The sequence below is a fragment of the Pseudomonas sp. SZ40 genome, assembly GCF_052958135.1.
The window spans coordinates 43,052-56,776 of sequence record NZ_JBQWIF010000008.1 but is presented as its reverse complement, the minus strand read 5'-3'; the positions used below and the strand labels follow the sequence as shown (position 1 = coordinate 56,776).

The window sequence follows — 13,725 nt, the reverse complement described above, 5'->3', positions numbered from 1 at the left end:
TTACTCAATCGTTCGGAAGAGCTGAAATCGCCAGCGAAATGTAGTAAAACTACACAAAGCCGGATCTACCCAACCGGTATATCCAAGAATTAATGTGCCCGCTCAAAAAGCCGGCCACGCATCCTGGCTTCCGATTCTGGAAGCCTTTCCGCTCTGGAGCAAGCCATGCAAGACCTCGATCCAATCGAAACCCAGGAATGGCTGGACGCACTGGAATCCGTCCTCGACAAGGAAGGCGAAGACCGTGCCCACTATCTGATGACGCGCCTGGGTGAGTTGGCCACTCGTAGCGGCACGCAGTTGCCCTATTCGATCACCACCCCCTATCGCAACACCATCCCGGTAACCCGCGAAGCGCGTATGCCGGGCGACCTGTTCATGGAACGCCGCATCCGCTCGATCGTTCGCTGGAACGCTCTGGCCATGGTCATGCGCGCCAACATGCAGGATCCGGATCTGGGTGGTCACATCTCCACCTTCGCCTCCAGTGCGACCCTCTACGACATCGGCTTCAACTACTTCTTCCAGGCGCCGACCGACGAGCATGGCGGCGACCTGATCTACTATCAGGGCCACGCTTCTCCCGGCATCTACGCACGCGCCTTCCTGGAAGGCCGCCTGAGCGAAGAGCAGATGCTCAAGTTCCGTCAGGAAGTGGACGGTGGTGGCCTGTCGTCGTACCCGCACCCGCACCTGATGCCGGACTTCTGGCAATTCCCGACCGTATCCATGGGCCTGGGCCCGATCACCGCGATCTACCAGGCACGCTTCATGAAGTACCTGGAAAACCGCGGCTTCATCCCGGCCGGCAAACAGAAGGTCTGGTGCTTCATCGGTGACGGTGAGACCGACGAGCCGGAAACCCTGGGCGCCATCTCCCTGGCCGGCCGCGAGAACCTCGACAACCTGATCTTCGTCATCAACTGCAACCTGCAGCGCCTCGACGGCCCGGTTCGCGGTAACAGCAAGATCATCCAGGAACTCGAAGGCGTGTTCCGCGGCGCCAACTGGAACGTCAACAAGGTCATCTGGGGCCGCATGTGGGATCCGCTGTTCGCCCAAGACGAAGACGGCCGCATGCAGCGCCGTATGGATCAGGCGATCGACGGCGAGTACCAGAACTACAAGGCCAAAGACGGCGCCTACGTGCGCAAGCATTTCTTCGGCCACGACCCGGAACTGCTCAAGCGTGTCGAGAAACTGTCGGACGAGGAAATCTTCAACCTCAACCGCGGTGGCCACGATCCGTACAAGGTCTATGCGGCCTACCACCAGGCGGTCAACCACAAAGGTCAGCCGACCGTCATCCTGGCCAAGACCATCAAGGGTTATGGCACCGGTGCCGGCGAAGCCAAGAACACAGCGCACAACACCAAGAAGGTCGATATCGAGTCGCTGAAGAAATTCCGCGATCGCTTCGACATCCCGCTGAACGATTCGCAGCTGGAAGAACTGCCGTTCTACCGCCCAGCCGAAGACAGCGCGGAAATGAAATACCTGCGCAAGTGCCGCGAGAAGCTCGGTGGCCACCTGCCGCAGCGTAACCGCGGCAATATCAGCATCCCGACGCCGCCGCTGGAAACCCTCAAGGCCGTTCTGGATGGCTCGGGCGACCGCGAAATCTCCACCACCATGGCCTTCGGCCGTATCCTCGCGTCGCTGGTCAAGGACAAGGAGCTGGGCAGCCGCATCGTGCCGATCCTCGCTGACGAGGCCCGTACCTTCGGTATGGAAGGCATGTTCCGCCAGCTGGGTATCTACTCGCCAGTCGGCCAGCTGTACGAGCCGGTCGACCGCGACCAGGTGATGTACTACCGCGAAGAGAAGGACGGCCAGATCCTCCAGGAAGGTCTCAACGAGGCCGGTGCGTTCTCCTCCTTCATCGCTGCCGGTACCGCCTACAGCAACTACAACACGCCGATGCTGCCGGTCTACATCTTCTATTCGATGTTCGGCTTCCAGCGTATCGGTGACCTGGCCTGGGCTGCCGGCGACGGCCAGACCCGCGGTTTCCTGTTGGGCGGCACCTCCGGCCGTACCACGCTGAACGGCGAAGGTCTGCAGCACGAGGACGGCCACAGCCACATCCTCGCCAGCACCATCCCCAACGTGCGCAGCTATGACCCCACCTACGCTTACGAGCTGGCGGTGATCATGCGCGAAGGCACGCACCGGATGATGACCCTGCAGGAAAACGTTTATTACTACATCACCGTGATGAACGAGAACTACCAGCAGCCAGCCATGCCCGAAGGTGTCGAAGAAGGCATCATCAAGGGTATGTACCTGCTCGAAGAGGACAAGAAGGAAGCCGCCCATCACGTGCAACTGCTGGGCTGCGGCACCATCCTCAACGAAGTTCGCGAAGCGGCGAAAATCCTGCGCAACGACTACAACATCGGCGCCGATGTATGGAGCGTTACCAGCTTCAACGAACTGCGTCGCGATGGCCTGGCCGTGGAGCGCAGCAATCGCCTGCACCCGGAACAGGAACCCAAGAAGAGCTATATCGAGCAGTGCCTGAGCGGCCGTCAGGGCCCGGTCATTGCCAGCACCGACTACATGAAGCTGTTCGCCGAACAGGTTCGCCAGTGGGTTCCGGTCAAGGAATACAAGGTACTGGGTACCGACGGTTACGGCCGCAGCGACAGCCGCCGCAAACTGCGTGACTTCTTCGAAGTGGATCGCCGTTGGGTCGTTCTGGCTGCGCTCGAAGCGCTGGCCGATCGTGGTCAGATCGAACGCAAGGCGGTGGCCGAAGCCATCGTCAAGTTCGGTATCGACCCCGAAAAACGCAACCCACTGGACTGCTGAGGAGACGCATTGTGAGTGAATTGATTCGCGTACCCGACATCGGCGGTGGTGAGGGTGAAGTCATCGAGTTGTTCGTCAAGGTTGGCGACCGCATCGAGGCCGACCAAAGCCTGCTGACCCTCGAGTCGGACAAGGCCAGCATGGAGATCCCGGCCCCCAAGGCCGGCGTCGTCAAGAGCCTGAAAGTGAAGCTGGGCGACAACCTCAAGGAAGGCGACGAGCTGCTCGAACTGGACGTGGAAGGCGATGCCGAAGCCGCCCCGGCCGAGCAAGAGCCCGCACCTGCCCAGGCAGAGCCTGCCGCGGCAGCGCAACCAGCCGCCGAGCCGCAGGCTGAGCCTGCCGGCAGTGCCGAGCCTCAGGAAGTCAAAGTGCCGGACATCGGTTCCAGCGCCAAGGCCAGCATCATCGAAGTAGCGGTCAAGCCGGGCGATACCATCGACGTCGACCAGTCGCTGATCACCCTCGAGTCCGACAAGGCGAGCATGGAAATTCCATCGCCCGCTGCAGGCGTGGTGGAGAGCGTGTCGGTCAAGGTCGGTGATGAGGTGGGTACCGGCGATCTGATCCTGGTCCTCAAAGGCGCCGCTGGTGCACAGCCCAAGCAGGCGGCCAGCGCCCCTGCTGCCGCGCCGAGCGCCGCTGCACCTGCCGAAGCCAAAGCCGCCGCTCCTGCGGCAGCTGAAGAGCCGGCAGGCGAAAGCAGTGAAGAAGTGCGTATTCCGGATATCGGCGAAGACGCTGCTGGCGTGATCGAAGTACTGGTCAAGGTTGGCGACAGCGTCGAAACCGAACAGTCGCTGATCGTGCTGGAGTCGGCCAAGGCCAGCATGGAGATCCCTGCCCCCAAGGCTGGCGTCATCGAAAGCATCTCCATCAAGGTCGGCGATCAGGCCAAGACCGGTGATCTGATCCTGGTTCTGAAAGTCCAGGGCAAGGCCGCGGCCAAACCTGCAGCCGCCGCTCAGGCGCCAGCGGCTGCCCCGGAACAGGCCAAAGCGGCCAACGTTCAGGGTTCGGCACCTGCCAAGGCCGCACCGCAAGCCGCTCCGGCAGCCACGCCAAGCCGTGATGGCAGCAAAGTGCACGCCGGCCCGGCCGTACGCCAACTGGCCCGCGAGTTCGGCGTCGAGCTGAGCGCCGTGCCAGGCACCGGCCCGAAAGGTCGCATCCTCAAGGAAGACGTGCAGGTTTACGTCAAGGCCGAGCTGCAGAAGGCCAAATCGGCTCCTGCCGCAGCGGCTGCCGGTGCAACCGGTGGTGCTGGCATTCCGCCGATCCCGACCGTCGATTTCAGCAAGTTCGGTGAAATCGAAGAAGTGCCGATGACCCGCCTGATGCAGGTCGGCGCCGCCAACCTGCATCGCAGCTGGCTCAACGTGCCACACGTGACTCAGTTCGATTCGGCTGATATCACCGAGCTGGAAGCCTTCCGCGTCGCCCAGAAGGCCGTCGCCGAGAAAGCCGGCGTGAAGCTGACCGTTCTGCCCCTGCTGCTCAAGGCATGCGCCTACCTGCTCAAGGAACTGCCGGACTTCAACAGTTCGCTGGCGCCAAGTGGTAAAGCGATCATCCGCAAGAAGTACGTGAACGTTGGCTTCGCCGTCGATACCCCGGATGGCCTGCTGGTGCCGGTGATCAAGAACGTCGATCAGAAGAGCCTGCTGCAACTGGCTGCTGAAGCCGCTGCACTGGCAGAGAAAGCGCGCAACAAGAAGCTTTCGGCTGACGACATGCAAGGCGCCTGCTTCACCATCTCCAGCCTCGGTCACATTGGCGGCACCGGCTTCACGCCGATCGTCAACGCGCCGGAAGTGGCGATCCTCGGTGTCAGCAAGGCAACCATCCAGCCGGTCTGGGATGGCAAGGCCTTCCAGCCCAAGCTGATGCTGCCGCTGTCGCTGTCCTACGATCACCGTGTGATCAATGGCGCAGCCGCTGCACGCTTCACCAAGCGCCTGGGCGATGTGCTGAACGACATCCGTACCATGCTGCTGTAAGCGAACCTTTTTCGAGCGCCACGCTCGTAACCTCGACCCCGCCCGATCAGGCGGGGTTTTTTTTGCCCGCCGTTACGATGCGCGCCGCTTTCACAGGCACTCGCGAGGCCCGGAAAGACCTCAAATTGAAATAATTATTCTTTCCAAATCAGCCAGTTAAAAGAAAGACGTCACAATGCCATTAGATTTCTTGTCAGCCGTCAAACCATGGTGCAACCTAGGCGTCATTACCGCCTCACGGCGGCCAGGGAGATACGGCAACACCCCTTGTTAGCGCTATAGTGAAAATGCCGGGCGTTTGCCTACGCCAGCAGATGGATACAGCCATTCGATGAAAAGCCATCCCGATGCCGCGAGCCGTGCAGCGGCCGAGGTCGTGACGCAGCTACCCGTGCCTTCTCGGCTCGGCATGATGCGTTTCGAGCGGATGAACGAGGCGAACTGGTTGCTGCTGTTTCTCGATGCATCCTGTGAAAAGCAGTTCGGCATCCCCGCCGGTGATCTCTGTACCCTGGTCGAAACGCCCTACGCCAGCCTGATGGAGCCGGAAACGCGCTACCGGCTGCACGATGCCATCCAGCTACAGCTGTCCGAAAGCAGCCACTATCTGGTGCACTACACCCTGCACACGCCTCGCGGCCCCTTGAAGCTGATGGAGCTCGGCGAGCCCTTCAGGCAACGCGGACGGCACCTGCTGCGTGGTTACCTGATGGTGATCGAAGACGCTACTGCGGATAACTCCAGCCTGCCGACACCCGAGCCACCCGCGCCCGCCCTGGGGTTGGACACGCTGGACCAGTTCCAGCGCAGCCAGGCCGAGCTGCAGCAACATCAATTGCGCTCCCTGGCCCAGCAACAACTCATCGTACGCCTGGCCAGCCAGCGCTATCAGAGCAGCGACCCGACACGCGAAGCAGCCGAACTGATCACCCGTAGCGCCTGTGAGATCTACGGCGTGGCCCGGGCAGGTATCTGGCACATCAACGGCGACACACTCGACCCCATTGCCCTGTACCTGGCCGATCAGGACAACTATGAAATCCCCCTGTCGATCGACGGCCGTCGCTACCCCAGCTACCTCCGTGCGCTCAAGGAAAGCCGCTCGCTGAGCGCCCATGACGCCGAGAACGACCCACGCACCTGCGAGCTACGTGACGACTACCTGCGCCCCGAGGCGATCACCGCCCTGCTCGATGCCAGCATCCGCGTTGGCGGCGAGCTGGTCGCCGTGCTTTGCCTGGAACACACCGGTGGGCCACGCATCTGGCAAGCGGACGAAGTCACTTTCGCGAGCGAGCTGGCGGATCAATACGCCAACGTGCTGAGCAATCAGGAACGGCGCAACGCCACCAGTGCCCTGTACCTGTTCCAGCGCGCCGTCGAGCAGAGTGCCAGCGCTTTCATCCTGCTCAATCGCGATGGCATGGTGGAGTACGTCAACCCCAGCTTCACCGCGATCACCCAGTACAGCGCCGACGAGGTGCAGGGCCGTCAGCTCGCCGAACTGCCGGCCCTGGAGAACCTCAGCGACCTGCTGTTCGACAGCACATCCGGCCTGGCCGAACAGAACAGCTGGCAGGGCGAGTTCAAGAGCCGGCGCAAGAACCTCGAGCCCTATTGGGGCCAGTTCTCGATCTCCAAGGTACATGCCGACGACGGCACCCTGACCCACTACATCGGCATTTACGAAGACATCACCGAAACCAAGCAGTCCCAGCAGCGCATCGAACGCCTGGCCTACAGCGACAACCTGACAGGGCTGGGCAACCGCTACGCCTTCATCCGCGCCCTGGAAAGACGCTTCACCAGCAGCGGCAGCGCACCGGTCAGCCTGCTGCTGGTCGACATCGACAACTTCAAACGTATCAACGATACCCTCGGCCACCAGACCGGCGACAAGCTGCTGGTGAGTCTGGCCAAGCGCCTGCGCAACAGTTTTGGCACCGAAGGCACCCTGGCGCGCTTCGCCAGCAACGAGTTCGCCATTCTGCTCGACAACTGCCAGAGCGAGCGCGGCCAGCTGATTGCCCAGCAGGTGCTGGAAACCCTCGACAAGCCACTGTTCGTCGACAACCAGCTGATCAACGTTACCGGCTCGGTGGGCCTGGCCTGTTCACCCGAACATGGCGAAGACCCGCAAACCCTGATGAAGCACGCGGGTCTTGCGCTGCACAAGGCCAAGGCCAACGGCAAGCATCAGTTGCAGGTGTTCACCGACGTTCTCAATGCCGAAGCCAACTACAAGCTGTTCGTGGAAAACAACCTGCGCCGTGCCCTGACGCAGAACGAGCTGGAGGTGTTCTACCAGCCCAAGCTCTGCCTGAAGACCGGGCAGTTACTGGGCATGGAAGCGTTGCTACGCTGGCAGCACCCCGAAAAAGGCATGATTCGCCCGGATCAGTTCATCAGCGTGGCCGAAGAAACCGGCCTGATCGTCCCGATCGGCAAGTGGGTGGTACGGCAGGCCTGCCGCATGAGCAAACAGCTCACCGCAGTCGGGCTGGGCAACCTGCAGGTGGCGATCAACCTGTCGCCCAAGCAGTTCAGCGACCCGGACCTGGTCGGCTCGATCGCCGCCATCCTCGAAGAGGAACAGCTGCCGCCGGAGATGCTCGAGCTTGAGCTCACCGAAGGGTTGCTGCTGGAGGCCACCGAAGACACGCGCAGCCAGCTCAGCCGCCTCAAGCAACTGGGCCTGACCCTGGCCATGGACGACTTCGGCACCGGTTACTCGTCGCTCAGCTACCTGAAGAAATTCCCGATCGATGTGATCAAGATCGACCGCAGCTTCATCAAGGATATTCCCGAGAACCAGGACGACATGGAAATCACCTCCGCGGTGATCGCCATGGCCCACAACCTCAAGCTCAAGGTGGTCGCCGAGGGCATCGAAACCCCGGCCCAGCTGAACTTCCTGCGCCGTCAGCACTGCGATATCGGCCAGGGCTACCTGTTCGACCGTCCCATTGCGGGCCGCGATCTGGTAGAAAGCCTCAAGCGCTATCCGCGGCGCCCTACTCGCTGAACGGCACCTAACGTCTGTCAGCTGCCGCGGTCTACCCCAAACAACGACTCGGAGAACATGGCTCATGGTCTTACGCTCGCAAATTCTCGCCCATAAACTCGAACTGCCCAGCGCCGAGCAGGCGTTGCCCGGCCGCGAAACCGCGATCTCGGTGCCCGAGGCCCATTACGTGAATGGCAACCCGCTGCAGGGGCCGTTCCCGGCCGGCCTGCAGACCGCCGTGTTCGGCCTGGGATGCTTCTGGGGTGCCGAGCGGCGCTTCTGGCAGCAGCCCGGTGTATGGACCACCGCGGTGGGCTACGCTGGCGGTCATACCCCCAACCCCACTTATGAAGAAACCTGCTCGGGCCTGACCGGCCATGCCGAAGTGGTGCTGGTGGTATTCGACCCTGAGCAGACCAGCTACGAAGAACTGCTCAAGGTGTTCTGGGAAGTGCATAACCCAACCCAGGGCATGCGTCAGGGCAACGACATCGGCAGCCAGTATCGCTCAACCATCTACTGCACCGACGAGCAGCAGCTCGAGGCCGCACGCCGCAGCCAGGCGCAGTTCCAGAGCGAATTGGAGAAATCCGGCTTTGGTGAGATCACCACCGAGATAACCCTGGCGCCGACGTTTTATTACGCAGAGGCCTACCACCAGCAATATCTGGCGAAAAACCCGGAGGGTTATTGCGGCCTGGGCGGAACCGGCGTGTGCCTGCCAGCCTGAATAGCGAAAAAGCCACATGCGACTGTCTGCCAGAATGCACACAGGCCGCTAGACTTGTCGAACAGCCACTATCAGATCAAGCACGGAATGCCGGATACCAATCAGTACATTTCGCCCGACCAGCTTTGCGTCGGGCTTTATGTCCAACTCGATCTGAGCTGGTGGGAACATTCGTTCGCCTTCAGTAATTTCAAGATCAAGGACGAAAGTCAGCTCAAGCAACTGCGTGCACTGGGTCTCAAGCGCCTGCGCTACGACCCCGCGCGCAGCGACTGTGGGCCACTGGCATTGCCGGCCAAGGTTGTAGAACAGGCGCCGCCGGCACCGCCCGATCCGCAGGAGCAGGCCCGCCAGGTGCGGGTCAAGACACTCAGCGTGCTGCGCAAGAGACTGTCCGAGGTCGACCGGGCGTTCACCCAGGCCAGCCAGCGGGTCAAGACACTCAACCAGAGCCTGCGCAACCAGCCGGAAGAATCGGTCAAACAGGCCGGGGCGCTGGTCAACGAGCTGGTCGAGACCATGCTTGGCGAAGACGGCGTCGCGCTGCACAGCATCACCGGCAAGGCAGCCGAAGACGCCTACGTACACTCGCTGAACGTCACCGTGCTGTCGATGATGCTGGGCCGTCAACTGGGCCTGGATAGCGAGGCCAGCCATATGCTCGGCATGGGCGCCCTGCTGCATGACATAGGCAAGCTGGAAATACCCAGCAAGGTGTTGCTCAAACCACCACCCCTGACCCGTGCCGAACAGCAATTGCGGGAAATGCACACCGTATTCGGGCGCCGCATGGGCGAGAAGCTGATGCTCGATGACGACGTGCTGCGCATCATCCACGAGCACCACGAATACTGCGACGGCAGCGGCTATCCACAGCAACTGCGCGAGGCGTCGATAGGCCGCCTGAGCCGCATCGTGTGCATCGCCAACCACTTCGACAACCTGTGCAACCCGCTCGATCCGCGCACCGCACTGAGCCCCCATGAGGCGCTGGCGCGCATGTACTTGCCACAACAGCGAGTACATTTCGACGAGGTCGCACTGAAGGCCTTCATCCGTTGCATGGGCGTCTACCCGCCAGGCAGCCTGGTGCAGCTGGAAGACGAGCGTTACGCCCTGGTGCTGGGCATGCACCCGACCCTGCCGATGAAGCCGACGCTGATCGTCTACGACCCCCAGATTCCCAAGGAAGAAGCCCTGATCGTCAATCTGGAAGCAGAGCCGTCACTGACCATCACCGCCAGCGTACGCGCCTCGCAGCTGCCACCGGAAGCCCTCGAATACCTGAATCCGCGCCAGCAACTGAGCTACTACGTCGATCCACGGCGAAGGTAGATAAAAGACTACTCATCCATGGATGTGCCTAGATGTCCGAACACCCTTACCTTCTCGTCCATGGTCTGATCGGCAGCCTGCGTGACCTGGCACCGGTATTTCACTCACGGGGCATGCAGGCACATGCGCCGGATCTGCTCGGCTACGGCGCCATGCAGCATGTGGATCCCTGCGCCATCACGCTACCCGGGCAGGTGGAACACCTCGCACGATGGCTCGCGGAAAGGGATATCGAGCGCGTTCATCTGGTAGGTCACTCCGTTGGAGGCGCGATCGCGATGCTGTTCGCCGCGGCTCATCCGACAAGCGTCGCGTCGATTCATAATGTCGAAGGAAACTTCTCGCTGGCCGATGCCTTCTGGTCAGCCAGCGTGGCCCGGATGACGGCCCATGAGGCCGACACGATGCTCGCGCAACTCAGGGAAAACCCGGATGGCTGGTTGGCCAAGTCGGGGATAGCGGCCTCTGCGAGCCATCGCGCCACCGCATCGAGTTTCCTGGGCAACCAACCGGCATCGACCATCCAGGCCACTGCACGCTCGGTCGTTGCAGTCACCGGCCACGCCGATTACCTGGATGCAGTCAGGAAAATATTCGCAGGACAGGTCCCCGTTCACCTGATCGCCGGTGAACGCTCGAGGGCTGGCTGGAACGTTCCACAGTGGGCGCTGGAAAAGGCAGCCAGCTTTACCTGTGTGCCCGGTGGGCACCTGATGATGGTGGAAGATCCGGCGCGGTTCGTGGATGCCCTCACGAGCAGCCAAGAACGGAGCGGCGATCGATGAACAGCAGCGCTGTCAGCCCTGTTCAGCGATCAGCCAGTCCAGGCGCCAGCTTCCCTTGCTCTGCGCCAAGCGCTCGGCCAGCCAGGGCAGCAGCTCACGCAACTCGTCCTCCAGGCCCCATGGTGGATTGCTGATCAGCAGGCCGGAGCCGTTCAGGCGCTGCGCGTCATCGGCGGGGTGCACGAACAGCTCGGCCCGCAGCAGCTTCGGCGCCGCGCTCTTTTCCATGTCGCGGTAGAAGCGCCTGAGCTGCCGCTCATCCTTGATCGGGTACCAGATCGCCACGATGGTCTGGCGCATGCGCCCGATGGCCTCGTTGAGGGAGGTGACGCAGCGTTCCAGCTCGTCGGCCTTCTCGAACGGCGGATCGATCAGCATGACCGCGCGCTTCTCACGCGTTGGCAGCAGGGCGCGCGGCAGGTGCCAGCCCTCCCCCAGGTGCACGGCCACACGCCGATCACCGGCCATGTTTTCCTTGAGCAACTGCCCGTCCTCCGGGTGTTTCTCGTTGAGGTGTAGGCGATCCTGCTCGCGGGTCTGCAGGCGCGCCAGCTCGGGCGAGCCCGGGTAATGGCGCAGCACGCCATCGGGATTCATCGCGCGGATCACTTCCAGGTAATCGAGCAACGGCTCCGGTACATCCGTGGCGTCCCACAGCCGGCCTACCCCCTCGCGCCACTCACCGGTGCGGCTGGCCTGGTCGCCGGTCAGGTCGTACAGGCCAACACCGGCATGACTGTCCAGATACGCGTAAGGGGCCTCCTTGCGCGCCAACAGGGCGAACAGGCGGCAGAGCACCAGGTGTTTCAGCACATCGGCGTGGTTGCCGGCATGGAAGGCGTGGCGGTAATTCATCGTCGGCTCCTGAGCAGGAGGCGAATTGTAGCCGTCCTGCGCGTGCGCTGCAGCGCCTGCAATGGATTGGCCCGACAGTGTCCGGCTTGTTCTGCGCCATCACGGCGGTCGATGATGCTGGCGGGTCACGTGCAGCCCCCTAGACTGGCTGCATTCAACCGGAGAGCCATCATGCCCGAGACCTTGCTCAGCGCCCGCAACCTGGCGTTCGAACTCTACGAAGTACTGAATGCCGAGGCGCTCACCAGCCGCCCGCGATTCAGCGAGCACAGCCGGGAAACCTTCGAGGCCGCGCTGGACACCGCGCGCAGCATCGCCGAGGAGTTGTTCGCCACGCACAACCGCAAGGGCGACGAGCACGAGCCGCAGTATGTCGACGGCGCCGCGCAGTTGATCGACGAGGTCAAGCCAGCGTTGCAGGCCTTTGTCGATGCCGGCTTCCTCAACGCGACCAGAGACTTCGAGGCAGGCGGCATGCAGTTGCCGAACCTGCTGTCCCAGGCCTGTTTCGCGCATTTCCAGGCGGCCAACATCGCCACGGCGTCCTACCCGCTGCTGACCATGGCTGCCGCCAACCTGATCGAAGCCTTCGGCGACGAGCTGCAGAAGCGCCGCTTCCTGCAGCCGATGATCGAAGGCCGCTTCTTTGGCACCATGGCCCTGACCGAACCCCACGCAGGCTCATCCCTCGCCGATATCCGCACGCGCGCTGAACCGGTGGCCGATGGCAGCTACCGGCTCAAGGGCAACAAGATCTTCATCTCCGGTGGCGATCATGGCCTGAGCGAGAACATCATCCATCTGGTGCTGGCCCGCCTGCCCGACGCACCGGCAGGCGTGAAGGGCATTTCGCTGTTCATCGTGCCGAAGTTCCTGATCGGCGAAGACGGCAGCCTGGGCCCGCGCAACGACGTGGTCCTGGCAGGCCTGTTCCACAAGATGGGCTGGCGAGGCACCACCTCCACGGCGCTGAACTTCGGCGATCAGGGCAATTGTGTCGGCTATCTGGTGGGCAAACCCCATGCTGGCCTGTCCTACATGTTCCAGATGATGAACGAAGCCCGCATTGGCGTGGGCATGGGCGCGGTGATGCTCGGTTACGCCGGCTATCTGTACTCGCTGGAATACGCACGCCAGCGCACCCAGGGCCGCTTGCCCGACGGCAAGAGCCCGGCTAGCGCTCAGGTGGCGATCATCGAGCACGCCGATGTGCGCCGCATGCTGCTGACCCAGAAGGCCTACGTGGAAGGCGCTTTCGATCTCGCGCTGTACTGCGCTCGCCTGTTCGACGATAGCCAGACACTGGAGGAGGCGGCACAACGTGAGCAAGCCGGGCAACTGCTCGACCTGCTGACACCGGTGGCCAAGTCCTGGCCGTCCGAGCATTGCCTGCAGGCCAACGCCCTGGCAATCCAGATCCTCGGCGGCCACGGCTATACCCGGGATCATCCGGTGGAACAGTACTACCGCGACAACCGCCTCAATCCGATCCATGAAGGCACCCACGGCATCCAGTCCCTGGACCTGCTGGGGCGCAAGGTTGGCCAGCACGGCGGCGCGGCACTCAAGGCATTGAGCCAGCAGATCATCGCAACCTGTCAGCGTGCCGAGCCCTTCATCGAACTGGACGCCCTGCGTCAGCCGCTGGAAAAGCTGCTGGCACGCTTGTCCCAGGTAACCCTCGGCCTGCTCGGCGACCTCCAGCAGGGCCGCGTGAACGGCACCCTGGCGGACTCGGCGCTGTACCTGAAGGTGTTCGGCCATCTGGTGATCGGCTGGCGCTGGCTGGAACAAGCCGTTCACGCCGAGCAGGGGCGCCTCGCTGGCAATGCGGCCGACGCCGACTTCTATAGCGGCAAACTGCAGGCCGCCCGCTACTTCCTGCTACGCGAGGTGCCGGGCTGCCATCACGACCTGGACCTGCTGGAGCAACGTGACGACACCTGCCTGGCGATGAACGAGGCGTGGTTTTGAGCGACGGCGATCTAGTAACCCTCCCTCGCGCGAGATCTGACACCGCTTGGTGGGTTACGCGACGCGCCGAGATGGCGGCGCCTGGAGCACGCGGCCATGGCGCCGCTAACCCACCCTACGACACTGGGGCCTGCAGGGACGACCAAGCTTGATCTGCGGTGATCGCGCAAGCCGTGGGGTTGAGTTATCCACAACGAGAAACGGGCCCAATGGGCCCGTTGCTTT

At 62.5% G+C, this 13,725-nt stretch carries 8 protein-coding genes; 7 read left to right on the top strand and 1 reads right to left on the bottom strand.

Annotated features, from left to right (window positions below):
- Positions 1-165: 165 nt before the first annotated feature.
- The 6 genes from aceE to ACT9T4_RS08945 all read left to right on the top strand — a co-directional run bounded on the left by aceE (position 166) and on the right by ACT9T4_RS08945 (position 10,671).
- Positions 166-2,814, top strand: a complete 2,649-nt coding sequence (gene aceE / locus ACT9T4_RS08970) for a pyruvate dehydrogenase (acetyl-transferring), homodimeric type (RefSeq protein ID WP_042553895.1) — start codon at positions 166-168, stop codon at positions 2,812-2,814.
- A gap of 11 nt (positions 2,815-2,825) precedes the next feature.
- Positions 2,826-4,814 (top strand): dihydrolipoyllysine-residue acetyltransferase, encoded by a 1,989-nt coding sequence (gene aceF / locus ACT9T4_RS08965; protein ID WP_179539305.1) that lies wholly within the window; start codon positions 2,826-2,828, stop codon positions 4,812-4,814.
- A 331-nt stretch (positions 4,815-5,145) separates the two neighbouring features.
- Complete coding sequence (locus tag ACT9T4_RS08960) at positions 5,146-7,839, top strand: sensor domain-containing phosphodiesterase (RefSeq protein ID WP_499116554.1); 2,694 nt, start codon at positions 5,146-5,148, stop codon at positions 7,837-7,839.
- A 64-nt stretch (positions 7,840-7,903) separates the two neighbouring features.
- Positions 7,904-8,551 carry a peptide-methionine (S)-S-oxide reductase MsrA gene (msrA, locus tag ACT9T4_RS08955; RefSeq protein WP_499116552.1) on the top strand — a complete coding sequence of 216 codons (648 nt, stop codon included), beginning with the start codon at positions 7,904-7,906 and terminating at the stop codon, positions 8,549-8,551.
- A 54-nt stretch (positions 8,552-8,605) separates the two neighbouring features.
- Entirely contained in the window at positions 8,606-9,886 is a 1,281-nt protein-coding gene (locus ACT9T4_RS08950) for an HD-GYP domain-containing protein (protein ID WP_499116550.1), read from the top strand.
- 32 nt (positions 9,887-9,918) lie between these two features.
- Positions 9,919-10,671 carry an alpha/beta fold hydrolase gene (locus ACT9T4_RS08945; RefSeq protein WP_499116548.1) on the top strand — a complete coding sequence of 251 codons (753 nt, stop codon included), beginning with the start codon at positions 9,919-9,921 and terminating at the stop codon, positions 10,669-10,671.
- Between the two features lie 12 nt (positions 10,672-10,683).
- Here ACT9T4_RS08945 and ACT9T4_RS08940 read toward each other — a convergent pair whose 3' ends face one another.
- The gene (locus tag ACT9T4_RS08940) at positions 10,684-11,526 is read right to left on the bottom strand and encodes a 23S rRNA (adenine(2030)-N(6))-methyltransferase RlmJ (protein WP_499116546.1); all 843 of its coding nucleotides are present in this window, start codon (positions 11,524-11,526) and stop codon (positions 10,684-10,686) included.
- Between the two features lie 171 nt (positions 11,527-11,697).
- On the opposite strand from ACT9T4_RS08940, the gene ACT9T4_RS08935 reads away from it, so the two are divergent.
- Positions 11,698-13,500, top strand: a complete 1,803-nt coding sequence (locus ACT9T4_RS08935; protein ID WP_499116544.1) for an acyl-CoA dehydrogenase — start codon at positions 11,698-11,700, stop codon at positions 13,498-13,500.
- Positions 13,501-13,725: the final 225 nt, after the last annotated feature.